This is a genomic window from Allobosea lupini (assembly GCF_900109525.1).
Taxonomy (GTDB): Bacteria; Pseudomonadota; Alphaproteobacteria; order Rhizobiales; family Beijerinckiaceae; genus Allobosea; species Allobosea lupini.
In genome coordinates, this window is record NZ_FOAN01000011.1 from 116,780 (window position 1) to 140,386 (window position 23,607).

The 23,607-nt window shown below is 67.3% G+C and carries 22 protein-coding genes; 18 read left to right on the forward strand and 4 right to left on the reverse strand.

The annotated features are described in order from the left end of the window. The first annotated feature begins 120 nt into the window (after window positions 1-120). The 11 genes from BMZ21_RS25890 to BMZ21_RS25940 all read left to right on the forward strand — a co-directional run bounded on the left by BMZ21_RS25890 (window position 121) and on the right by BMZ21_RS25940 (window position 12,878). Window positions 121-3,063, forward strand: coding sequence for a xanthine dehydrogenase family protein molybdopterin-binding subunit (locus BMZ21_RS25890; RefSeq protein ID WP_091841624.1), 2,943 nt, complete (start codon window positions 121-123; stop codon window positions 3,061-3,063). Further along, window positions 3,060-3,887 carry an FAD binding domain-containing protein gene (locus BMZ21_RS25895; protein ID WP_091841627.1) on the forward strand — a complete coding sequence of 276 codons (828 nt, stop codon included), beginning with the start codon at window positions 3,060-3,062 and terminating at the stop codon, window positions 3,885-3,887. Before BMZ21_RS25890 ends, BMZ21_RS25895 begins: the two co-directional genes overlap by 4 nt. Continuing rightward, window positions 3,875-4,405 carry a (2Fe-2S)-binding protein gene (locus BMZ21_RS25900; protein WP_091841630.1) on the forward strand — a complete coding sequence of 177 codons (531 nt, stop codon included), beginning with the start codon at window positions 3,875-3,877 and terminating at the stop codon, window positions 4,403-4,405. The genes BMZ21_RS25895 and BMZ21_RS25900 overlap by 13 nt, the downstream gene beginning before the upstream one ends. Then, window positions 4,398-5,942, forward strand: coding sequence for an AMP-binding protein (locus BMZ21_RS25905; protein ID WP_091841632.1), 1,545 nt, complete (start codon window positions 4,398-4,400; stop codon window positions 5,940-5,942). The genes BMZ21_RS25900 and BMZ21_RS25905 overlap by 8 nt, the downstream gene beginning before the upstream one ends. Window positions 5,943-5,971: 29 nt before the next feature. Then, complete coding sequence (locus BMZ21_RS25910) at window positions 5,972-6,775, forward strand: enoyl-CoA hydratase/isomerase family protein (protein WP_091841634.1); 804 nt, start codon at window positions 5,972-5,974, stop codon at window positions 6,773-6,775. 85 nt (window positions 6,776-6,860) lie between these two features. Further along, window positions 6,861-8,042, forward strand: a complete 1,182-nt coding sequence (locus BMZ21_RS25915; RefSeq protein WP_091841636.1) for an ABC transporter substrate-binding protein — start codon at window positions 6,861-6,863, stop codon at window positions 8,040-8,042. Between the two features lie 64 nt (window positions 8,043-8,106). Then, window positions 8,107-8,997 (forward strand): branched-chain amino acid ABC transporter permease, encoded by an 891-nt coding sequence (locus tag BMZ21_RS25920; protein WP_091841638.1) that lies wholly within the window; start codon window positions 8,107-8,109, stop codon window positions 8,995-8,997. After that, complete coding sequence (locus BMZ21_RS25925) at window positions 8,990-10,033, forward strand: branched-chain amino acid ABC transporter permease (RefSeq protein ID WP_091841641.1); 1,044 nt, start codon at window positions 8,990-8,992, stop codon at window positions 10,031-10,033. The genes BMZ21_RS25920 and BMZ21_RS25925 overlap by 8 nt, the downstream gene beginning before the upstream one ends. Continuing rightward, a complete protein-coding gene (locus BMZ21_RS25930) occupies window positions 10,030-10,773 on the forward strand; it encodes an ABC transporter ATP-binding protein (protein ID WP_091841644.1) in 744 nt (247 codons plus the stop codon). The genes BMZ21_RS25925 and BMZ21_RS25930 overlap by 4 nt, the downstream gene beginning before the upstream one ends. Window position 10,774: 1 nt before the next feature. Beyond that, a complete protein-coding gene (locus BMZ21_RS25935) occupies window positions 10,775-11,482 on the forward strand; it encodes an ABC transporter ATP-binding protein (protein WP_091841646.1) in 708 nt (235 codons plus the stop codon). A gap of 220 nt (window positions 11,483-11,702) precedes the next feature. Continuing rightward, the gene (locus tag BMZ21_RS25940) at window positions 11,703-12,878 is read left to right on the forward strand and encodes an MFS transporter (RefSeq protein ID WP_167561756.1); all 1,176 of its coding nucleotides are present in this window, start codon (window positions 11,703-11,705) and stop codon (window positions 12,876-12,878) included. Between the two features lie 63 nt (window positions 12,879-12,941). Here BMZ21_RS25940 and BMZ21_RS25945 read toward each other — a convergent pair whose 3' ends face one another. Next, a complete protein-coding gene (locus BMZ21_RS25945; protein ID WP_091841652.1) occupies window positions 12,942-13,850 on the reverse strand; it encodes a dihydrodipicolinate synthase family protein in 909 nt (302 codons plus the stop codon). 133 nt (window positions 13,851-13,983) lie between these two features. Between BMZ21_RS25945 and BMZ21_RS25950 the strand changes: the two genes are divergently transcribed. From BMZ21_RS25950 to BMZ21_RS25965, 4 genes are all read left to right on the forward strand, one after another. Then, window positions 13,984-14,697, forward strand: coding sequence for a FadR/GntR family transcriptional regulator (locus BMZ21_RS25950; protein WP_244544012.1), 714 nt, complete (start codon window positions 13,984-13,986; stop codon window positions 14,695-14,697). Beyond that, on the forward strand, window positions 14,694-15,662 hold the full coding sequence (locus BMZ21_RS25955) for a Bug family tripartite tricarboxylate transporter substrate binding protein (protein WP_091841656.1): 969 nt from the start codon (window positions 14,694-14,696) through the stop codon (window positions 15,660-15,662). The genes BMZ21_RS25950 and BMZ21_RS25955 overlap by 4 nt, the downstream gene beginning before the upstream one ends. A gap of 75 nt (window positions 15,663-15,737) precedes the next feature. Next, a complete protein-coding gene (locus BMZ21_RS25960) occupies window positions 15,738-16,211 on the forward strand; it encodes a tripartite tricarboxylate transporter TctB family protein (RefSeq protein ID WP_091841659.1) in 474 nt (157 codons plus the stop codon). 6 nt (window positions 16,212-16,217) lie between these two features. Next, window positions 16,218-17,723 carry a tripartite tricarboxylate transporter permease gene (locus BMZ21_RS25965; RefSeq protein ID WP_091841662.1) on the forward strand — a complete coding sequence of 502 codons (1,506 nt, stop codon included), beginning with the start codon at window positions 16,218-16,220 and terminating at the stop codon, window positions 17,721-17,723. Window positions 17,724-17,954: 231 nt separating this feature from the next. On the opposite strand, the gene BMZ21_RS25970 is transcribed toward BMZ21_RS25965, so the two are convergent. Then, window positions 17,955-18,329, reverse strand: coding sequence for a VOC family protein (locus BMZ21_RS25970; RefSeq protein ID WP_091841664.1), 375 nt, complete (start codon window positions 18,327-18,329; stop codon window positions 17,955-17,957). Window positions 18,330-18,488: 159 nt separating this feature from the next. Further along, entirely contained in the window at window positions 18,489-19,604 is a 1,116-nt protein-coding gene (gene ald / locus BMZ21_RS25975; RefSeq protein ID WP_091841667.1) for an alanine dehydrogenase, read from the reverse strand. 164 nt (window positions 19,605-19,768) lie between these two features. On the opposite strand from ald, the gene BMZ21_RS25980 reads away from it, so the two are divergent. Further along, window positions 19,769-20,266, forward strand: a complete 498-nt coding sequence (locus BMZ21_RS25980; protein ID WP_091841669.1) for an Lrp/AsnC family transcriptional regulator — start codon at window positions 19,769-19,771, stop codon at window positions 20,264-20,266. Between the two features lie 142 nt (window positions 20,267-20,408). Here the strand turns inward: BMZ21_RS25980 and BMZ21_RS25985 are convergent, their stop codons facing one another. After that, window positions 20,409-20,957 carry a cupin domain-containing protein gene (locus BMZ21_RS25985; protein WP_091841672.1) on the reverse strand — a complete coding sequence of 183 codons (549 nt, stop codon included), beginning with the start codon at window positions 20,955-20,957 and terminating at the stop codon, window positions 20,409-20,411. 146 nt (window positions 20,958-21,103) lie between these two features. On the opposite strand from BMZ21_RS25985, the gene hisD reads away from it, so the two are divergent. Beyond that, entirely contained in the window at window positions 21,104-22,411 is a 1,308-nt protein-coding gene (gene hisD, locus BMZ21_RS25990; protein WP_091841675.1) for a histidinol dehydrogenase, read from the forward strand. 125 nt (window positions 22,412-22,536) lie between these two features. Then, entirely contained in the window at window positions 22,537-23,589 is a 1,053-nt protein-coding gene (locus BMZ21_RS25995; protein ID WP_091841678.1) for an ABC transporter substrate-binding protein, read from the forward strand. Window positions 23,590-23,607: the final 18 nt, after the last annotated feature.

Below are 23,607 nucleotides of genomic sequence, written 5' to 3' on the forward strand. Positions count from 1 at the left end.
CTTCGAATTTGAGACTATTCGGTAAGTCCCGAGACTGAGCGGGATCGAACCTGGCCGGCCGATGACCGAACCTTCCCGTGAGGCGCCTCCGTAAGAGCGCCTCACGGGAGCCGAACGCCGGTGAAGGCTGAAACCATTTCCTGGACGGGCCAGTCCGTGGAGCGCGTCGAGGACGCCGCCCTGCTGACCGGTCGCGGACGTTTCATCGATGACCTCGGCATCAGGCCAGGCACGCTGCACGCCGCGATCCTGCGCTCGCCGCACGCCCATGCGGACATCCTCTCGATCGGGACCGGGGCCGCCGCCGCGCTGCCGGGCGTGGTGGCGATCGTCACGGGACGCGATCTTGCCAGGCTGACCACGCCGATGGTCGCCGGACTGAAGATCGCCGCGGAGAACTGGCCGATGGCGGTCGAGCGCGTGCGCTATGTCGGCGAGCCCGTCGCGATCGCGGTCGCCGAGAACCGCTATCTCGCCGAGGATGCGCTGGACGCGATCGAGGTGACGTACCAGCCGCTGCAAGCGGTCGTCGATCCCGTCGCCAGCATGGCGGAGGAGGCGCCCATCCTCCACGAGAAGGCCGGCGCCAACCTCGTCAGCGATCGCCGCTTCCGCTATGGCGAGCCCGAGCCCGCCTTCGCCGCAGCCGCGCACACGATCTCGGTCAGCATCGCCTATCCGCGCAATACCGGCGCGCCGATGGAGACCTTCGGCGTCGTCGCCGAGTACGATCCGCATGAGGGCGTCTACGACATCCTCGCCAATTTCCAGGGCCCGTTCAGCATCCACACCGTGCTGGCGCGCGCGCTGAAGGTTCCCGGCAACCGCCTGCGTTTGCGCATGCCGCCGGACTCCGGCGGCAGCTTCGGCGTCAAGCAGGGCGTCGCGCCCTATGCCGTCCTGATCGGCGTCGCCGCGCGGATCGCCGGGCGACCGGTGAAATGGATCGAGGACCGGCTCGAGCATCTCGGCGCGGCGGTGGCGGCGACCAACCGTGTCACCACGCTCAAGGCGGCCGTGTCGGCGCAGGGGCGGATCAGCGCGCTCGACTGGGACCAGATCGAGGATTGCGGCGCCTATCCTCGTGCGCCGGAGCCGGCCACGCTCTACCGGATGCACGGCAACATGACCGGCGCCTACGACATCCGGCATGTCGCGATGCGCAACCGCGTGGTGCTGACCAACAAGGCACCGACCGGGCTGGTGCGCGGTTTCGGCGGCCCGCAGGTCTATTTCGCGCTGGAGCGGCTGATGCAGCGCATCGCCGTCGAACTGCAGCTCGATCCGCTCGACGTCATCCGTCGGAACCTGATCCCGGCCGGCGCCTTCCCGTATCGCACCGCGACCGGCGCGCTCTACGATTCCGGCGACTATCAGGCGGCTATCGAGCAGGCCGTCGCCGGCCGTCTCGCCGAGCTCGAGCAGCGCCGCAACGCAGCGCGGGCCGCCGGCAGGCGCTACGGCATCGGCTTAGCCGCTGTTGTCGAGCCCAGCGTCTCGAACATGGGCTACATCACCACCGTGCTGACCGCCGAGGAGCGGCGCAAGGCCGGGCCGAAGAACGGCGCGCAGGCGACGGCGACGGTCTCGATCGACCCGGTCGGCTCGGTCAGCGTCCATGTCGCCTCGACGCCGCAGGGCCAGGGCCATCGCACCGTGCTGGCGCAGGTCGTCGCCGACATCTTCGGCCTGCCGCATCGCGACATCAGGGTCGTCGCCGATCTCGACACCGGCAAGGACGCCTGGTCGATCGCCTCCGGCAACTATTCCAGCCGCTTTGCCGCGGCGGTGGCCGGCGCCGCCCATCTCGCTGCGACCCGCCTGCGCGACAAGCTCGCCTTGATCGCTGCGGACCAGCTCAAGGCCGAGCCCGGGCAGATCGGCTTTGCTGGCGGCGCGGTCTTCGCCAAGGGCAACCCGGACAAGACCATCCCGTTCGGCCGGATCGCGGCGCTCTGCCATTGGTCGCCGGCGCTGTTGCCCGATGGCGTCGACCAGACGATCCGCGACACCGCCTTCTGGACGCCGCCGCAGCTCACTGCGCCGAGCGAGGGCGACGAGATCAATTCCTCGCTCTGCCATGGCTTCATCTTCGACATGGCCGGCGTCGAGGTCGATCCGAGCAGCGGCAAGGTCCGGATCGACCGCTACGTCACCATGCATGATTGCGGGCGGGTGCTGCATCCCGGCATGGTCGAGGGCCAGATCCGCGGAGGCTTCGCCCAGGCTCTCGGCGCGACCTTCTACGAGGAGCTCGCCTATGCCGAGGACGGCGCCTTCCTGACCGGCACCTTCGCCGACTACCTGCTGCCGACCGCGACCGAGACGCCGGATATCGAGATCCTGCACATCGAGACGCCGTCGCCCTTCACGCCGCTCGGAACCAAGGGTGTCGGCGAGGGCAACTGCATGTCGACGCCGGTCTGCCTGGCAAATGCGGTCGCTGATGCGCTCGGGGTCTCCGACATCGCCCTGCCGCTGACACCCGCCAGGCTTGCGGCACTCGCCGCCGAACCCGAACCGACCCGGCCGGCGACGAGCCGCGCCGCAGCGCCTGCCGCCAGGCCGGGCGACCGCAGCCTGCGCGGCGAAGGCGAGGCCAGGGTTGGTGCCGCGCCCGAGGCGATCTGGGCGATGCTGCTCGACGTCGACACGCTGGCCTCGATCACTCCCGGCTGCCATGGCGTGCAGAAGCTCTCCGAGACGCATTTCAAGGCCGATGTCACGCTCGGTGTCGGCCCGGTGAAGGGACGCTACAAGGCCGAGATCAGGCTCGAAGACCTCGATGAGCCCCAGGCCGCGACATTGACCGGCTCGATCTCGGGAGCGCTCGGCACCGGTGGCGGCTTCGGCCGCGTGACGCTGACGCCGGACGGCAAAGGTGGCACCGTGATCGCCTATGCCTATGAGGCAGCGGTCGGCGGCAAGGTCGCGGCGATCGGCGGGCGCCTGCTCGACGGCGCGGCGAAGGCGATCATCGGCCAGTTCTTCGCGGCGCTGGCGCGCAAGGCGTCGCCCGGCAAACCCGGCCTGCTCGCCCGCCTGTTCGGGAGGCGCGCATGAAGCCCGCGCCCTTCGACTATCTGCGCGCTGGCAGCCTCGACGAGGCGCTGGCGGCGCTCGCCGAGCATGGCTCCGAGGCGCGCATCATCGCCGGCGGCCAGTCGCTATTGCCGATGCTGAACATGCGCCTCGCCAAGCCCGCTCTGCTCGTCGACATCATGGGCGTCGCCGGGCTCGGTGAGGTCCGGCGTGAGGGCGGGATGATCGTGGTGCCGGGTGGCGTTCGGCAGGCGGCGCTGTTGCAGCGGCCGGGCCTGGCGAGCGAACAGCCGCTGCTGGCCGCCGCCTTGCCCTGGCTCGGTCACTACCAGACCCGGGCGCGCGGAACGGTCTGCGGCTCGGCCGCCCATGCCGATCCCAGCGCCGAAATCCCGCTCTGCCTGGTCGCGCTCGATGGTGAGATCCGCCTGCGCTCGCGCCGCAAGCGCCGGGTGCTCAAGGCGGCCGACTTCTTCTCCGGCATGATGGTGACGCAGAGGGCCGATGACGAGCTGATTGAGGCCGTCGCCTTTCCGGCTGCCCGGCCCGGCACCGGCTATGCCTTCGAGGAGGTGGCGCGCCGGCATGGCGACTTCGCCATCGTCGGCTGTGCGGCGATGGTCGAGGCCGCGCAGATTCATCTCGCGGTCGCCGGTGTCGCCGACAAGCCTGAGCGCCGGAGCTGGCCGCGCCTGGACGGTTCGGCGCTCGACGACGCGCTCAACGCCTTCGCCTGGGAGCTCGACGCCCGCGAGGACCTGCACGCCAGCGCCAGGCTGCGCCGCGACCTCGTCCGCACGCTCGGCCGCCGCACGATCGAGGAGGCCGGCCGATGCCTCGCCTGAGCGCCGCCAACCGCCACCGCGTCGGCTTCACGCTGAACGGCAAGCCCGTCGTGGTCGAGGCCGAGCCACGCCTGCTCGCGACCGACGCGCTGCGCCACGGCCTCGGCGCGACCGGCACCCATGTCGGCTGCGAGCACGGCGCCTGCGGCGCCTGCACCGTCCTGATCGACGGGGCGCCGGCGCGCGCCTGCCTGACGCTCGCCGTCCAGCTCGAAGGCCGGGAGGTCACCACGATCGAGGGGCTGGCGCCCGCACAGGACCGCCTCTCGGTGCTGCAGGCCGCCTTCCGGCGCCACCACGCATTGCAGTGCGGCTTCTGCACCGCCGGCATCCTGATCTCGCTCGAGGCCTTCCTGCGCGAGCAGCCGGAGCCGAGCGAGCACGCGCTGCGCGAGGTCGTCGGCGGGCATCTCTGCCGCTGCACCGGCTACACCCCGATCATCGCCGCCGGGCGCGAGGCCGCTGCCCTGCTGCGCCAGGCATCTCAGTCCACTGCCGCGGAGCCCCTCGATGTTTGACCTCGGGACCAGCTTCACCGCCAGCGTGGCGCGTACCCCCGACGCACTCGCCATCGTCGATGGCGAGGTCCGCCTGAGCTATTCACAATGGCTGGCGCGGATCTCCTCGCTCGTCGCCGCCTTCGACGGCATCGGGCTCAAGCCCGGCGACCATTTCGTCACCATCATGCAGAACCGCTGGGAGGCGGCGAGCCTGCATTGGGCCTGCCAGTTCGCCGGTCTGATCATGACGCCGATCAACTGGCGGGCGAAGCCGGATGAGATCGACTTCGTGCTGGAGAATGCCGGCGCCAAAGCGATCGCCTTCGAAGCCGTCTCCGCCGACGCCATGGCCGAGAGCGCGCTTGCCGCCGGCTTGCCGCTGATCGCGGTCGGCAGCGATGCCGGGCCTGCAGACTTCAGCTTCGGTGAGATGATCGCCGTGGAGGCGCCGACCGCGACGCCCCGCGCCGGCGCCGGAGACTGGTCGCTGATGCTCTACACCTCCGGCACCACGGCCAAGCCCAAGGGCGTGCCGCGGCGGCACCGCGCCGAGCGCATGGCCGCGCTCGCCCATGTCGCGCAGAACCTCTACGGCAGCGGCGAATGCACGCTCGGCGTCATGCCGCTCTATCACACGATGGGGGTGCGCTCGCTGCTGGCGATGTCGCTGATCGGCGGCAGCTTCGTCTGCCTGCCGCGCTTCGATGCGGCGCGGGCGCTGGAGCTCATCGAGGCCGAGCGCGTCAGCAATCTCTATCTCGTGCCGACGCTCTATCACGACGTCGTCCATCACCCGCGCTTTGCCGTGAGCGACGTCTCCTCGGTCCGCAAGCTTGGCTTCGCCGGCGCGCCGATGACCGACGGTCTGCTCGGCAAGCTGACCGAGGCGTTCAGGCCCGAGCTCTTCGTCAACCACTACGGCTCGTCGGAAATCTACACCTTCACCATCGACCAGAATGCCGCGGCGAAGCCGGGCTGCGCCGGCAAGGCGGGGCTCAACCAGCTCATCCGCGTGGTCCGTCTCGGAGCGGCCTCGGCCGCGGAGCTGGCCCGGCCCGGCGAGGAAGGCGAGATCATCGCGCTTGCCGCCAGCGACGAGGCCTTCGAAGGCTACTGGCGCCGGCCCGAGGCCGACGCCAAGTCGCTGCGCGACGGTTGGTACTTCACCGGCGACACCGGCTATTTCGACGAGGACGGCGACCTCTTCGTCACCGGCCGCGTCGACGACATGATCATCACCGGCGGCGAGAACGTCTCGCCGGTCGACATCGAGAGCTGCCTGTCGCTGCATCCGGCCGTGTCGGAGGTGGCCGTGGTCGGCCTCCCCGACGAGCGCTGGGGCAAGATCGTCGTCGCCTTCGTGCAGCGCGCCTCGGCCGTATCAGCCGAGGAGCTCGACCGGCACTGCAAGGTCTCCGGCCTCGCCAATTTCAAGCGTCCGCGCTGCTACGAGTTCGTCAAGGCGATCCCGAAATCGCCGGTCGGCAAGCTGCTGCGCCGCCAGCTCGTCGCCGGCGAGTACGAGCCCGAGCGACCCGATCTCGCCGCCGAATGATCCCAACTCTGAAACCGAGAGCCAAAGCCATGAACGCAGTCACCCCGATCCACGCCAGCCTCACCGGTCTCGACGGTTTCCGCGTCGAGATCGATTCCGCCCGCGAACGCGCCGACGTCATCCTCGACCGGCCGCCGATGAACACGGTGGCGATGGCCCAGCGCGACCAGCTGCGCAAGGTGTTCGAGGCGCTCGACGAGGACGATCGCGTGCGCATCATCGTGCTGCGCGCCGTCGGCGAGCACTTCTCCTCCGGCGGCTATATCAAGGGCTTCCTGGAGGCTTCGCCCGAGCACGTCTCCAAGCTCGCCTGGAACATCGCCGCCCCGGCGCGCTGCGCCAAGCCGGTGATCGTCGCCAACCGCGGCTACACCTTCGGCGTCGGCTTCGAGATCTCGCTCGCCTGCGACTTCCGCATCGTCTCGGAAACCTGCCAATACGCGCTGCCGGAGCAGAAGCTCGGACAGATTCCCGGCTCGGGCGGCTCGGCCCGCCTGCAGAAGATCGTCGGCATCACCCGGACCAAGGACATCGTGATGCGCTCCAAGCGCATCTCGGGCCAGCAGGCGCTCGACTGGGGCATCGCCACCGAATGCGTTCCGGACGGGGAGCTCGAGGCCGCGACCGACCGCCTGGTCGACGAGCTGCGCTCGTTCTCGCCGATCGCCCAGCGCACGGCCAAGAAGCTGCTCAACGACACCGAGGATTCGACGCTGGCGATCGCGATCGAGCTGGAAGGGCACTGCTATAGCCGCCTGCGCCAGTCCGACGATTTCCGCGAAGGCGTCGAGGCCTTCCACGCTAAGCGCGCGCCGCAGTTCACTGGCCGCTGAGCCGGCAAATGACCTGCACGGGCATGCCCGCGCGGGTTCGCCCGATCGACACCGCAGAACAACAACCAGAACCGAGGGAACGATCATGAAGACGACCGGATATCTCACTGTCGCCGCCGGGCTGCTCGCTGCGACGGCGCTCACCGACGGTGCGCTCGCTCAGAGCGGCCCGATCAAGATCGGCGTCGTCACGCCGCTCTCGGGCACCTATACCCCGATCGGCCAGCAGGTGCGCTGGGGCCTGGAGCTCGCCACCAAGGAGATCAACGCAGGGGGCGGCATCGCCGGCAGGCAGGTCAGCCTGGTCTTCGAGGACGAGGAGGCTAACCCGGCCGTCGCCGTGCAGAAGGCCGAGAAGCTGTTCCAGGTCGAGAAGGTCGACTTCCTCACCGGCACGGTCAATTCCGGCTCGACGCTCGCCGTCGCCCAGCTGGCCGAGCGCAACGCCAAGCTCGCGGCGACGACGGTCTCCTTCGCCGACTCGATCACCACCGACAAATGCTCGCCGAACATGTTCCGCGTGAACGCGCGCGCCGAGCAGCAATCGGTCGCGCTCGCCGCCTGGCTCGCCAAGGAGAAGCCGAAGGCCAAGGTCTATTATCTTGGCCCCGACTATGAGATGGGCCGCTCGACCGTCGCCGCTTTCAAGAGCAGCGCCGAGAAATCCGGTGCGCCGACCGGCGGCGAGGTGTTCGCGCCGCTCGATTCCAAGGACTACACCCAGTATTTCGGCCAGATTCGCGCTTCGCGGCCGCAGGTGCTCTACACCTCCGTCGCCGGCAACGACACGGTCAGGCTGCTGACCCAGCTGCAGGATTTCGGCCTGCTCACCAATCTGCAGGTCGTCGGCGCTTCCGGCACCGTGACTTCGCAGAACATCGGCGCGATCGGCCAGGCGGCCGAGGGCTTCGCCACCGGCGTCGGCTATTCCCCGCAGATCGACACACCGGAGAACAAGGCGTTCGTCGCAGCCTTCCGCGCGGCCAACAAGGCCGATCCCGATCTTTACGGCGCCGACAGCTACGGCCTGCTCTTCGCCTATAAGGCCGCTGTCGAGAAGGCGGGCTCGACCGAGACCGACAAGGTGCGGGAGGCGCTGCGCGGGCTGAGCTGGCAGACGCCGCAGGGCGCCAAGACCATCCGCGCCGGCGATCATCAGGCGATGCAGCCGATGTATGTGGTGCGCGTCGCCAAGGGCAAGTTCGACATCATCGACAAGGTCGACGCCGACAAGGCGATCGGCCCCGACGCCTGCACAAGGTTCTGAGGACAGGCGCCGACCCCTCCCTTCACAGGGGAGGGGTCACACCGCCCTCGCGAAAGCACATGACATGAATGCCCTCGACTACCTCCAATTCGTGCTGGCGCCGCAGGTCGTCAACGGGCTCGCGCTCGGGGTCGCCGTGGTGCTGGTCGCCCTCGGGCTGACGATCATCTTCGGCATGCTCGACGTCATCAACATGAGCCATGGCGAGTTCTACGCCATCGGCGCCTATGCCGCTCTCGCTCTGGGCGCAGCCGGGATCAGTTTCTGGTTCCTGCTCGTGCTGGTGCCGGTCCTGATGGTGCCGCTCGGCATGGCGGCAGAGCGCCTGCTGATCCGGCCGGTCTTCGACAGCCGGGATCGGCACGTCACCACGCTGCTCGTCACCTTCGGCCTCGCGCTCGTGGTCGAGGATCTGCTCAAGGTCGCCTTCGGGCCCAACACCCAGCGGCCGCCGACGCCGATCCCCGGCGCGACCGAGCTCGCCGGCATCATCGTGCCGAACTACCGGCTCTTCCTGATCGTGGTCGGCGCGGCGATCGTCAGCGCCGTCGCCTATGTCGTTTATCGCACCCGTCTCGGCGCGATGGTCCGGGCAGCCGCCTTCGACCGCAACATGGCGGCTTCGCTCGGCGTGCCGGTAGCGCTGGTCTATGCCGGCACCTTCGCCTTCGGCGTCGCGCTCGCCGGCCTCGCCGGCGTCCTGCTCGCGCCGATCTATTCGGTGTTCCCCACCATGGGGCGCGATTTCATCCTGCTCGCCTTCACCGTCGTCATCGTCGGCGGCATGGGCTCGATCTGGGGCGCCGTCGTCGCCGGCCTGCTCCTGACGCAGGTGCAGGCGTTGGCCAGCCTGGTGATCTCGCCGGTCTGGACCGATCCGATCGTGTTCGGGACCATGGTCGCCTTCCTCGTTTTCCGCCCGCAGGGCCTGTTCGGGAGGCTCGGCCATGCGTGACCGGCTGACTTTGTCGATGCGCGCGAGCCATCTGCTCGCCCTGGTCTTCGTCGCTGCCGCGCTCGCGCTCGCCGCGATCGGCGCCGCCAGCGGCGACACCTTCTATCTTCGCCTCGGCACGGAGGCGCTGATCTTTGCGGGGCTCGCCCTCTCGGTCGACCTGCTGCTCGGCTATTCCGGCGCGCTCTCGCTGGGGCAGGCGCTCTATTTCGGCATCGGCGCCTATGTCTCGGCGCTGACCCTGCTGAAGGTGCCGTCCTTCTGGCTCGCCATGGCGGCGGCAGGCGGGGCGACGCTCGTCGCCTCGATCATCGGCGGCCTGATCGCCAACCGGGTGCGCGGCGTCTATTTCGCGCTGATCACCTTCGGCCTCGCGCAGGTCGTCGCCAAGGTCGTCTACAACACCCGCGAGCTCGGCGCTTCCGACGGCATGATCGGCATTCCCGTCATCGAGATCGGCTTCGGCCCGGTTTCGGTCTCGGCCGGCAACCCGGTCGGCTTCTTCCTGATCGTGCTCGCGATCATCATGGGGCTGTACGGGCTCACCGCCTATCTGCTCGACACGCCGTTCGGCCGGGTGCTGACCGCGCTCAAGGCCAATGAGAAGCGCGTGCCCTTCCTCGGCTATTCGGTCTGGCGGGCGCGGATGTTCTCCTATGTGCTGGCCGGGCTGATCGCCGGGCTCTCGGGCGCGCTCTACCCGATGCTGCGCGGCTTCGTCTCGCCCGAGCTTATGTTCTTCGCGACCTCCGGCAATGCGGTGATCTCGGTCATCCTCGGCGGCGTCGGCACGCTGATCGGCGCGATCTACGGTTCGGTCCTGCTCGTCCTGCTGAAGTCGATCATCGGCAGCTGGACCGAGCACCATCTCATCGTGATCGGCCTGATCTTCATGGTCTGCGTGATGTTCCTGCCCAAGGGGCTGGTCGGGTTCATCCGGCCGCGCATCGAGGCGCGCCTGCTCGCCGGTGCGCGAAAGCCGGTCGCGCCGTCCTTTGCCCCGGCCCGGCTCGAAGCGGGGAGTGCCAAGCCATGACCGGTCCCGTCCTCGAAACCCGCGAGCTCGGCATCGCCTTCGGCGGCCTGAAGGCGGTCGACAAGGTCAGCGTCAGCGCAGAGCGCAACCGGATCACCACGGTGATCGGGCCGAACGGCGCCGGCAAGTCGACGCTGTTCAACCTGATCAGCGGCGCGCTCAAGCCGAAATCCGGCCAGCTCCTGATCGACGGCGTCGACATGACCGGCGCCTCGCCGTCGCGCACCAAGGCGGCCGGGCTGTCGCGCTCGTTCCAGATCACCAACCTGTTTTTCGAGCTGACGGTGGCGGAGAATCTGCGCATGGCGGCGCAGGTGCTGGAGCCCAAGGCCCGCGCCTTCCTGCCGCTCGCCCGCTCGACCCGGGCGCTCGCCAAGACCGACGAGATGCTCGAGCGCTTCCAGCTCGGTCACAAGCGCGATGAGCTCGCCGGCAATCTCTCGCACGGTGACCAGCGCCGGCTCGAGATCGCGGTCTGCCTGGCGTCGGAGCCGAAGATCCTGCTGCTCGACGAGCCGACGCAGGGCATGAGCCATGCCGACACGGCCGACACCGCCAAGCTGGTGCGCGAGCTCAGCCGCGATGTCAGCGTGCTGCTGATCGAGCACGATATCGGGCTCGTCATGGACCTCTCGGACCATGTCGTCGTCATGCATCAGGGCCGCAAGCTCGCCGAGGGGCCGCCCGCCATGGTGCGGGCCGATCCGGCCGTGCAGGCCGCCTATTTCGGACATCACTGACATGCTCGCGATCAACGGACTACACAGCCATTACGGCTTGAGCCACGTCATCCAGGGCATCGACCTCTCGGCGGCGCCCGGCGAGGTGATCGGCATATTCGGCCGCAACGGCGTCGGCAAGACGACGCTGCTCAAGACGATCGCCGGCTGGGTGAAACCGAGCGAGGGCGCGATCACGCTCGGCGGGCAATCCCTGAACGGGCTCGCGCCCGACCGGATCTGCCTCTCCGGCGTTGGGCTGGTGCCGGAAGACAGGCGCATCTTCCCCGGCCTGACGGTCGAGGAGAACCTGCAGCTCGGCCTGCTGCAGGTACGGGGCCGGGCAGCCAAAGCCGAGCGCGCCGCCATCGACCAGATCTACGACCGCTTTCCCCGCCTCGGCGAGCGCCGCCGCCAGCTCGGCACGACGCTGTCGGGCGGCGAGCAGCAGATGCTCGCCATGGCGCGCGTGCTGGTCGGCGAGCCCAGGCTCGTGCTGGTCGACGAACCCAGCGAAGGGCTGGCGCCGATGATCGTCGCCGAGGTCTTCGCCATCGTGCGCGAACTGCGCGAGCGCGGCTGCATCGTGCTTCTGGTCGAGCAGAACGTGCACGAGGCGCTGTCGGTGACAGATCGCTTCGTCGTCATCGAGCGCGGACGGATCGTCCTCAGCGGCGACGCCGAGGACGAAACGGACCGCGCGCGCCTGCTGACGGCTCTGGCGGTCTGACGCCTGGCGCTAGCCATCTCGGCCGTGGTGAGGCGGTTGCATGCAAATCCTGCAGGTCAGGCAAGGCGTGCCTGGCCCTCGACCGCAACGGCGGATTCACGGAAGACCAACGCAAGCCGACATCGTGCACAGCGCCGCCGAAAGGCGGTTTGCTGGCCGGGAAATGTGGTGACGGCGTCGGGAGGAGATCGCGTTGAAGCTGCCTTTGTGGGGGAGCGCCTTGAGCGCCACGCTCCTCGTGCAGATCGTAAGCTCCTTCGCTGCCGCAGCAGTTCCCCTTCTCGGTCCGATCCTGACACAGCGCTGGAACCTGCCGCCGGAGAGCATTGGCTATGTGTCCTCCGCTGTCTCGATTGGCATCTGCTGGTGCCTGGCCTGCGGCGGCCCGATGCTCGACCATCACGGCCCGATCCGGACCTTGCAGATCGGCCTCGCAGCAATGTGCCTCGGCCTGATCCTGCTGTCGCAACCGATCGCCATCCTCGGCTTCGCCGGCGCGCTCGTGCTCGGCCTTGGTACCGCGCCCAACAATCCGGCGGGCAGCACGATGCTGATGCGGACGGCGCCGCCCACGCATCGCAACCTGATCTTCTCGATCCGACAGGCCGGCGTCCCGCTTGGCGGAACGATCGCCGGTCTTTCGGTGGCTCCGGCCGTCATCGGGCTGGGCTTTACCCATACGATCTGGCTGATCGCGGCCATCGTCCTGCTCAGCCTGCTGGCTGTGCAGCCGTTCCAGAAGCGGCTCGATGTGGAGAGGGGGCCTACCAATCGGCAATGGGCCCGGACGTTCCTGTCGCCCTCGGCCCTGCGCCGCGCGGCGGAAGTCATCCGCACGCACCCGACATTGCCGCTGCTCACCGGCATGGGCATCTCGTTTTCGGTCGCCCAGACCAGCGTCCAGGCCTTCACGGCGACCTATCTGGTGACGCAGCACGGCAAGAGCCTGGCGGAGGCCGGCTACTTCATGGCCGTCCTGCTCGCCGCCAGCACGGTCTCGCGGATCGCCCTGGGCTGGCTGGCGGATCGCTGGCGCCGGGGCCTGCTCCTGCTCGGCCTGCTTCTGTTCGCCGCGAGCGCTGCGGTCGTCCTGCTCGTCTGGTCGGCAGCGGGTCCGTCATGGGCCCTGTACTGCTCGGTCGCATTTATCGGTGCGACGTCGCTGGGCTGGAACGGGGTCTACATGGCCGAGCTGGCGCGGTTGGCGCCGCCGACGCAGATCGGCGACGTCACCTCCGCCGCAAATCTTTTCGGCTTCACCGGCTCGTTCTGCGGGCCCCTGATCTTCGCCTTCATCGCCAGCCGGACGGCGAGCTTCGACTGGCCTTATCTGCTGGTCGCCGCGCAATTGGCCGCCTGCGGCATCTTCGTGCTCTGGCGCCGCAGCTGGCGTTGAGGCTCCAGCCACTGCGGGGGCTCGTCTCCTCGTTGCCGCCCGCATGGTCGACGAGGGCCTCTCCTAGCGACGGCTGGCTTCGAACAATCCAGCCCGCCGGGCATGGCCGCGAACGAGCTCCAGTCCGAAGGCCGTCGGCCGCATGGCCGGCGCGCGATCATGGATCTCGATGCCTGCACGCACGCCGAAGAGGCGCTTGCCGTAGCAGATCAGGCTTTCCAACGATTGCATGATGAAGACGATCGTCGGCAGTACCTCGCGATAGCTGGCCTCGGCCGTGACCTCGTCGCCCGAGACGAAGCACTCATAGATCGCCACGGTGAGGTCGATCAGTTCGGGCGCGAGGATCATGCCGACGCAGCCGGCGCGCAGGTTCTCGATCAGCTCGAGCCCACCGCGGCCGTTCATCACAGGCAGGCGGCCCTCGGTCGTGTCGATCAGCTGCCGAATCTCCGTCGCCGGCCCCTCGCCCTTGACCAGCCGGATGTTCGGATGCTGCGCGACGAGGCTGCGGATATCCTCCGCCGACAGGCCGCGGCCCATATAGGCGGGGGCGTTCTGGATCGCGACCGGCAGGTGTGTGGCATCCGCGATGCGGCCGAAGAAGCGGATGTATTCGGTTGCAGCGAAACTGCCGACCATGGGCGGCTGCAGGATCACCCAATCGGCCTTGGCTTCCTCCGCCGCTCGAACCAGCTCGACCTGCTCGGCCACCGAGGTGCCATAGATGGTGAAGCCGAGCGGCTTAACGCCCCCGACATCCTCCGAGGTCCACTCCATCACCGTGCGCCGCTCCGGCACGGTCAGCTTGGAGACTTCCGTCGCAAGACCGAGCGCGGCGATGCCATGGGCGCCGTGCTCCAGGCAGATCTCGACCTGCCGTCGCATCGCTTGCCGATCGAGCCGCTCCTGCGTGTCGAACAGCGCGTAGAGGATCGCATGGATGCCGGTGAACGCGGTCTCAGTGGTCATGGCGTGCCTCGCTTCAATGATCAGATGTTAAACATCAGATGAATGCTTGCGCGCAAGCCCCGGACGTGACAGTTTCCCGCCGCGGGAGAGAAAACGGGTCATGGCGCGAGGCAGCAAGCCAGGAAAGATCGGCATGATGGTCGCAGCGCTCGGCGCCGCGATCGTGCGCGGCGAGATCGCTTCGGGTACCGTGCTGCCGGCCGAGCCTGATCTCGCCGAACGCTATGGCGTCGGCCGCAGTGTCGTCCGCGAAGCCGTGAAGACCCTCGTCGCCAAGGGCCTGCTCACGGTGCGGCCTCGGCACGGCACGCAGGTCCGCCCGCAGCACGACTGGACGCTGCTCGACCGCGAAGTGCTCGGCTGGATGCGCAGCGAGGATGGGCTCGACCGCGGCCTGCTGCTCGCTCTTGAAGAGACGCGCGAGATCATCGAGCCGGAGGCAGCGGCATTGGCCGCGACCCGCGCCACCCCGGAGGATCTCGCGCGCATCCGCGCGGCACTGTCCGAGATGGAAATCGGTCAGGACGATCCGCAGGCCGCCATCGCCGCCGACAAGCGTTTCCATCTTGCGATCCTCGACGCCACCAACAACCCGATCCTGCGCAGCTTCCGCGGCGCGATCGATACGATTCTGAGCGCGATGTTCGACTTCACCGTCGATGTCTTCGCCGGCAACCTCGCCAACCACGCCGCAGTCGTCGAGGCGATCGCCGCCGGCGAGCCCGAACAGGCCCGCCAGGCGATGCGACAGGTGCTCGGCTACACGCGCGGCCACATGCTCTCCAGCGCCGCGCTGGCGGATGGAGCCAGCCCAAACAAGAAAACCGTTCCGGGAGAAACGCCATGAAACTCACGAAATTGCTGCTCTCTGCCGCCGTGGCGGCTGTGTCGCTGCCCGCCTTCGCCGCCTGGCCCGAGCGCCCGATCACGCTGGTCGTGCCCTGGGCCGCCGGCGGCGGCACCGATGCGGTCGCCCGCATCCTCGCGGCCGGGCTGGAGAAGGAACTCGGCAAGCCGGTCAACGTCGTCAACCGCACCGGCGGCGGCGGCGTGGTCGGCCATACCGAGATGGTCAACGCCAAGCCCGACGGCTACACGATCGGCCTCGCGACGGCGGAGGTCACGACCTACTACTGGTCGAACACCGCTCCCTTCACCTATGAGAAGCTCACGCCGGTCGCGCTGGTGAACTTCGACTCGGCCGCCTTCAACGTCGCCACGAACTCGCCCTGGGCGGACCTGCGCGCCGCGCTCGACGACATCAAGAAGCAGCCCGTCGGCCACTACAAGCTCTCCGGCATGGCGGCCGGCGCCGCCTATCATCTCGCCTTCGCCGGCCTGCTTCAGCTCGAGGGCATCAATCCCAAGAGCGTCACGGTGGTGCCGAGCCAAGGCGCGGCCCCCGGCTTCCAGGAATTGGCGTCCGGCGGCGTCCAGATCGTCCCGTCCTCCCTGCCGGAAGGCAAGGCGATGTTCGATGCCGGCCGCGTCAAGTCTCTGGCGGTGATGTCGAAGGAGAAGATCGGCGCCTTCCCGAGCGTGCCGACCGTCAAGGACGCGATCGGCAAGGAGTATGAGGGCGGCACCTGGCGCGGCCTTGCCGCCCCGGCCGGCCTGCCGGCGGATGTGACGGCCCGCCTGGTCGAGGCGACTGAAAAGGTCGCCAACTCCGAGGCCTACAGGTCCTTCCTGGCCGAGCGCGGCTTCGGCTATGCCTTTGCCAAGGGGCCGGCCTTCGGCACCTTCCTCGCCACCCAGCACAAGAACAACGGCGAGATCATGGGCGCGCTCGGCCTGCGCCTGCGCCAGTAGTCGGTCGCTCTTCGCAATGACCGGGGCGCGGCGGCCTACGCCGCGCCCGTTTCCATCGCGCACACCGAGCCCGTCATGAAGTTCAACGATCTCTTCGGAGGCTTCGCCTTCCTCGCCCTCGCGGGCCTGGTCGCGTTCGCCTCGTGGAACCTGCCGAACCCGTCGCAGCAGCCGCTCGGTCCGTCGGCCTTCCCGCTGATCCTGTCCGGCCTGCTGGCGCTCTGCGCCGCGCTTCTCGCCATCAGCGGCGCCCGGGCCACGCAGGCCGGCCCATTGATCGGCCTCTCGGACTGGGCCCGCAGCGGCGGCGCGCTGCTGCGCCTGTTGCTCGTCCCGGCAGCGGTGATCTTCTACATGCTCTTCGCCGAGACCCTCGGCTTCCTGATCTGCGCGACGGCGATCCTCGTCGTCCTGTTCCTCGCCGGCCACACGAAGCCGCTGCACGCGGTCGGGCTCTCGCTCGCGGCCGCGCTCGTCATCCACTCGATCTTCTATCTGGCCCTCGGGGTGCAATTGCCCTGGGGTCCGCTCGAACCCTTGCGCTGGTAAGCCGCCATGCTCGACGCCTATGTCACCGCGCTGGGGATGGTGCTCGATCCCTATGTGCTCTTCGTCATCACCGCTTCGGCGATCTACGGCCTCGTCGTCGGCTGCATCCCCGGCCTCTCGGCAACCATGGCGACGGCGCTGCTGGTGCCGCTGACTTTCTTCATGCCGCCGGTGCCGGCGATCGCCGCGATCGTCACGACCTCGACCATGGCGATCTTCTCCGGCGACATTCCCGGCTGCCTCCTGCGCATCCCCGGCACGCCGGCCTCGGCGGCCTATGTCGACGATTCCTACCAGATGACGCTGAAGGGCAGGCCTGAGCTGGCGCTCGGCATCGGCCTGTGGTTCTCGGTGCTCGGCGGGCTGTTCGGTACGGCGGTGATGATGGTGGCCTCGCCGGCCATCGCCGATTTCGCACTCGGTTTCGGCTCGGTCGAGTTCTTCTGGATCGTCATGCTCGGCCTGGGCGGCGCCGTCTTCATCGGCTCCTCGACGCCGCTGAAAGCCTGCATCTCGCTGCTGATCGGCCTGCTGATCGCGATGGTCGGCATGAACAACCCGGCCGGCCAGCCGCGCTTCACCTTCGAGTCGACCGAGATGCTCGGCGGCGTCTCGCTGATCCCGATGATGGTCGGCATGTTCGCCTGCTCGGAGGTGATGCGGCACATGGTCTCCGACGGCAGCGCCCCGCACGCCGTGGTCCAGAAGATCGGGCCGATCTTCGCCAATATGTGGCGACTGACCAAGCAGTATCCCTGGCAGCTCATCCGCGGCAGCGCGCTCGGCACGATCATCGGCATCCAGCCCGGCAGCGGCGCCGACATGGCGGCCTGGATGTCCTATGCGATGAGCAAGCGCTTCTCGAAGGAGCCGGAGAAGTTCGGCACCGGCCATCCGGAAGGGCTGATCGAGGCCGGCGCCTCCAACAACTCCTCGCTGGCGGGCGCCTGGATCCCGGCCCTGGTCTTCGGTATCCCCGGCGACTCGATCACCGCGATCGCCATCGGCGTGTTGATGATGAAGAACATGGCGCCGGGGCCGACGATCTTCGTCAACAATCCCGAGAATGTTTATGCGCTCTTCCTGGTCTTCGTCATCGCCAACCTTCTGATGCTGCCGCTCGGCTGGGCGATCATCAAGATCGCGACGCGCGTGCTCTCCGTGCCGCGGCGCGTGCTGATGCCGATCATCCTGCTCTTCGCCATCGTCGGCTCCTACGCGATCAACAATTCGCTGTTCGATGTCGGCGTCATGCTCGCCTTCGGCGTCCTGGCCTTCGTGCTCGAGGAGAACGATTTTCCGGTGGCGCCGGTGATCCTCGGCGTCGTGCTCGGGCCATTGCTGGAGGAGTACTTCATCAACTCGATGATCAAGTCCGACGGCCGGCTGATCGGGCTGGTCGACCGGCCGATCGCCGCCGTCCTCGCCGCGATCACGATCGGCATCATCGGCTGGACGATCATCGCCTCGATACGAGCGTCCAGCCGAACGGAGAAACTCGCCGGCGAGTGAGCTGCGCGCCCGGCGCGGGCACTGAAGGGAACTCTCCAGCGGGTTTGAGTCTGGAGCAGAGCCGGCCTCGTCGCCTCGCCAAGTCAGGGTCAGCTGCGCCAGGCGATCTACAGACTGCTCGCCAGGGCCGCGAAAAAGATTCGAAAGGAGAGGCCGAGATCGGGGCCGGCAGCTTGCCGGCGGATTTCCAGAAATCCGGGATGATCTCCGGCGCGGCTGCTGCCGATTACGTTACTTCGTCGGCCGAGAGCGCGCGGTCAGCTTGTTTCCGTCGGGATCACGAAGGTAGGCGACGAACGCTCCATTCGGGCGCTCGCTGGGTGGGCTCTCGATCGCCGTTCCGCCATGCGTCGTGCCCGCTTTGTGCCATGCGAGGACATGGTCGCGGCTCGCAGCGGCGATACCGATAGTCCCACCGTTGGCTGCGGTCGCTGGATTGCCGTCGATCGGCTTCGTGATCATCAACCGGCCGTCGTTGTGCGCATAGATCAGCCTGCCCCTGGCATCCATCTCGCCCGGCTCGCCTCCCAACGCAGCGAACGTGGCGTCGTAAAAAGCTCTGGCCCGCTCCAAGTCGTTGCTGCCGATCATGACGTGAGTGAACATGCCTTCGTCTCCGAAATGGGCCGATCCGGACTGTCTGCCTGTGTTCGCATGCCCCAGTGCGGTCCGAAAGAGGCGTTTCAGACCTTGCGGGGACACGGGATGGGCAGGGTCACAGTGCGCTTCCGCCCCCTGCCGTCCTTTGAAGCTGGAGCCCCATCATCAGGCGGCAATCGCCTTTTGAGCCGGCTCGTATGGCTTGCCGAGGCTCTCGGCGACCTGCGGATTTGTGATCCGCCCTCGATGCACATTCAGGCCGGCGGCGAGGTGCGGGTCTTCTTCAATCGCCTTCAGGCCACGTGCCGCCAATGCCAGGCCGAACGGCAGCGTGGCGTTGTTCAAGGCGTAACTCGATGTAAGCGGGACAGCTCCGGGCATGTTGGCGACGCAATAATGAATGACCCCTTCGATCTCGAAGGTGGGCGAAGCGTGCGTCGTCGGGCGAGATGTTTCGAAACAGCCGCCCTGATCGATCGCAACATCGACGAGCACCGCTCCGCGCTTCATCCCGGAAAGCTGTTCGCGGGACACCAGACGGGGGGCCGCGGCCCCCGGAATGAGGACGGCCCCGATCACCACATCGGCCGCGAGCACCTCTTCTTCGATGGCCTGCTGGGTGGAAAAGCGCGTCTTCACGCGACCGCCGAAATGCTCGTCCAGCTGCCTGAGGCGGGGGAGAGACCGATCGAGAATGACAAGGTCAGCTCCAAGCCCAGCCGCCATCCGGGCGGCGTGCGTCCCAACCACGCCACCGCCAATGATGGCAACGCGCGCAGGCGCTACGCCCGGCACGCCTCCGATCAGCATGCCCCGGCCACCCGAATGCCGCTGCAGGCACAATCCCGCCGCTTCGATCGAAAGTCGACCGGCAACTTCGCTCATGGGAGCGAGCAGCGGGAGGCCGCCAAAGCGATCCGTCACCGTTTCATAGGCGACCGCGGTGACGCCGGACTTCAGCAGGCCTGCCGTCTGCTCCGGATCCGGAGCCAAGTGCAGGTACGTGAACAGAATTTGTCCTTCGCGGAGCTGGGTCCATTCCGACGGCTGGGGCTCCTTGACCTTCACGATCATCTCGGCCTTGGCGAAAATCTCGGCCGCGGTCGCCACGATGCGTGCGCCGGCCGTTTCGTAAGCCTGATCTGAGGCGGAGATGCCAGCGCCGGCATTCGTCTCGACAAGCACCTCGTGCCCCGCCGACACATATTCTCGCACGGCTTCCGGGGTTAGGCCGACCCGGTATTCATGAACCTTGATTTCCTTGGGAACGCCGACGCGCATCCGATCCTCCCGCGTTTGGAGAGGCGATAGTAGCGCAGGAGCTTGATCGGATTTCGACGAATTGCGGTGTAATTCCCACCAAGTTCATCGGATTCAAGCGACAATTATGGATATGACGCTAGTATCGTGCGTAAGATCGACCGTGGCCGCAGGAACGCAGCAACATGACTCTCGATAATCTGTCGCGCATCCTTTTGTCCGAACTCGTGGAAGATGGCCGTGCAAGCCATATCAAGCTCGCCGAGTGCATCGGCTTGTCCGCCACAGCAGTCGCCCGACGACAACGCGCCCTGGAGGAGGAAGGCGTGATCGTCGGCTATCACGCACGATTGAGCCAGAAGGTGCTCGGTCTAGGGGTAACCGTCATCGTCAGATTGGCTCTGAACAGCCAGAGTGAAGACGCCCTGTCTGCGTTCGAAAAGGCCGTTGCAAAATGCCCCTCGGTTCTGAGGTGCTTCCTGATGTCGGGAGAGGACGATTATCTGCTCACTGTCGTCGCCCGAGACGTCGAGGACTTCGAGCATGTTCACAAGACGCAATTGTCCCGACTGCCGCACGTCGCGCGGATCCAATCAAGCTTCGCACTCCGTCAGGTCATAGAGCGGCCCGTGCTGCCTCCGTTTCGGTCAGCAGACGGACGCGTTGGCCAGGCGGACCGTTAGCGAAGGGCCCCCCGGCAGACGACGCGATAGGCCATCGGTGCACGAACGCGCTGAGCTGGGTTTTGAGAAGGCTTGCGCCTGGATGTGGGAAAGCAGCGATGCCGTAGGCCCCCGCTGCATCAGCGGGTTGGAGCCAGCCTCCCTAGTAGGTGGGGGGCGTGATCGCGCTTACGATTTCGCTCTGCTCCTTCGAGGCATTGCGGAAACGGTGTGGTTCCCGGCTGTCGAAATAATAACCATCTCCGGGCTCCAGGATCGATGTCCGGCCGGCAACGGTCACCTCGACCGCTCCGCGGATGACCATGCCGCCTTCCTGGGCCGAATGGGAGAAGGCCTCGCCTGTGTCGGCCCCCGGAGCATAGGTTTCGTGCAGCATCAGCATTGATCGGTTGGGAAAGCCCGATCCGATGACGCGATAGGATATGGCGTCGACCCGGCCGATCTCTGTCATGTCTGCTGCGCGGCAGAAGGGATTCGGCGGCGACACAGTCTGAAAATCCAGAAAAAAGCCCGACAGAGTCGTGCCGAGCGCGTCGAGGACGGCGTGCAGCGTGTCGAGCGACGGGCTGATCAGATCGCGCTCGATCAGCGAAATCGAGGAATGCGAGATCCCGGACCGCAGCGCGACCGCACGCACGCTCAATTTGCGGCGCGAGCGCAATTCGCGCAGCCTGTCGCCGATTTTCATGATCGCCCTTCGCCTCCGAATGCCCCTTTGTCAGCCCGCACATCTAGAGCGAACGGTGAATATCCTCAACACGAGTGCCGCGCCGTCTTGCGTGCTGTACCGGAAGCGCCGTCAATGTCAGCGCTTCCCCAAGACCCAGGCGGACCTTCATGACGAAACTCGACCCACAGCTTGCAAGCCGGCTGACATACATCAAGCAGCCCGGCCGCAGCGCATGGAGCGACAATGCCCCGGTCGAGGCGACGGTGAAGCAGATCCTCGACGCAGTCCGCCAATCCGGGGACGCGGCGCTGCGCGACTATTCCCGCCAGTTCGACAAGGTCGAGATCGAGACGTTCGAGGTTAGTACCCGGGAGCGCGAAGAGGCCGTCGCGGCGCTGGACCCACAGACCCGCGCCGACACTGAATTCGCGATCGAACGCGTGCGATCGTTCGCCCAGGCGCAGCGCGATACGATCCTGCCGCTCGATGTCGAGCCGCTGCCCGGCCTGCATCTCGGGCATCGCATCATTCCGATCGCCCGCGTCGGCGCCTATGTGCCCGGCGGACGCTACCCGCTGCTGTCGGCGCCGATCATGACGATCGTTCCGGCCAAGGTCGCCGGATGCGACGAGGTCATCGCCTGCCTGCCGCCGGGAGCGCACCAGGCGATGATCGCCGGCTGCCATCTTTCCGGCGCCGACCGCATCTTCCGCGTCGGCGGTGCGCAGGCGATCGCTGCCATGGCCTTCGGCACCGAGAGCATCCCGGCGGTCGACAAGATCGTCGGGCCCGGCAACGCCTATGTGAACGAGGCCAAGCGCCAGGTCTTCGGGCTCGTCGGCATCGACCAGCTCGCCGGCCCCAGCGAGATCTTCGTCGTCGCAGACGAGACAGGCGACGCCATCACCATCGCGGTCGACCTTCTGGCCCAAGCGGAGCATGATGTGCGCACCCGCGTCGGCCTGATCACGACCGACCGGGCGCTCGCGGAGGCGACGCTGGCCGAGGTCGAGCGCCAACTCGGCAACCTTTCGACCGCCGGCGTGGCGGCCGAGGCCTGGCGCGACTATGGCGAGATCGTCCTCTGCGCAGACGAGGCCGCGATGCTGGCCTATTCCGACCACATCGCTGCCGAGCATCTCGAGGTCCACACAAGCGACGCCCGGGCCACTGCCGGGAAACTGCGCAATTACGGCTCGATCTTCATCGGTGTCGCCGCCAGCGTGGTCTATTCCGACAAGTGCTGCGGCACCAATCACACGCTGCCGACGATGGCTGCGGGGCGCTATACCGGCGGCCTCTGGGTGGGCTCCTATCTCAAGACCTGCACGCATCAATGGCTGGACGAGCGCGGTGTCGCGGCCGTCGCGCCGCCTGCCATGCGCCAGAGCGCCAGCGAGGGGCTGGAGGGCCATCGTCGCGCCGCCGCCCTGCGGCTGGCTCCCGCGCAATTGCTGCAGGAGATCGGTGCCTGAATTCGACCGACAGGTCTGCAGGGCCTCTGGCGCGACAATGCGATCGAGGTTCCAATGATCGGCAAGGACTGGTTCGGCGTTCGCGAGGGGCGAATTCCGGGGCGGCAAACACAAGGGAGACCAACATGGCCAGTTTCAAACAGGTGATAGGCTCCGCCGGTCTTGCGGCGGGGTTGGTGCTGTCGGCTTTGGGGGCAGCCTCCGCGCGTGACCTCACCGTCGTGTCCTGGGGCGGCAACTATCAGGACGCCCAGCGCAAGATCTACTTCAAGCCTTTTGCCGAGAAGACCGGCAAGCCCGTGCTCGACGAATCCTGGGATGGCGGCGTCGGCGTCGTGCAGGCCAAGGTCAAGGCTGGCGTGCCGAACTGGGATGCCGTGCAGGTCGAGGCCGACGAGCTCGCGATCGGCTGCGCCGACGGCATCTACGAGAAGATCGACTGGGCCAAGCTCGGCGGCAAGGACAAGTTCCTTGACAGTGCGGTCAGTGATTGCGGCGTCGGCGCCATCGTCTGGTCGACGATGCTGTCCTATGATTCCGACAAGCTGAAGACCGCGCCGACCTCCTGGGCCGATTTCTGGGACACCAAGAAGTTTCCGGGCAAGCGCGCCCTGCGCCGCGGCCCCAAATACGCCCTGGAATTCGCCCTGATGGCCGATGGCGTCGCTGCCAAGGACGTCTACGCGACCCTGCGGGCCGCCGGCGGCATCGATCGCGCCTTCAAGAAGCTCGACGAGATCAAGGGCGACATGATCTGGTGGGAGTCCGGCGCCCAGCCGCTGCAGCTCCTGAAATCCGGCCAGGTCGTGATGACTTCGGCCTATAACGGCCGCATCACCGGCATCAACAAGACCGAGGGCACCAAGTTCAAGACCGTCTGGCCCGGCAGCATCTATGCCGTCGACAGCTGGGTCATCCTGAAGGGCAGCCCGAACAAGGATGCGGCGATGGATTTCATCGCCTTCGCCAGCCTGCCGGAAAACCAGTCGAAGCTGCCGCAGGACATCGCCTATGGCCTGCCCAACAAGGCTGCTGCCGCAGCAGTGCCGGCCGATCTTGCCGCTGATCTGCCGACCTCACCCGCCAATCTCTCGGGCGCGATCTCGATCGACATCGACTTCTGGAACGACAACATCGAGGACCTGACCAAGCGCTTCAACGCTTGGCTCGGCAAGTAGTCCGGGCCCTAAGGCTTG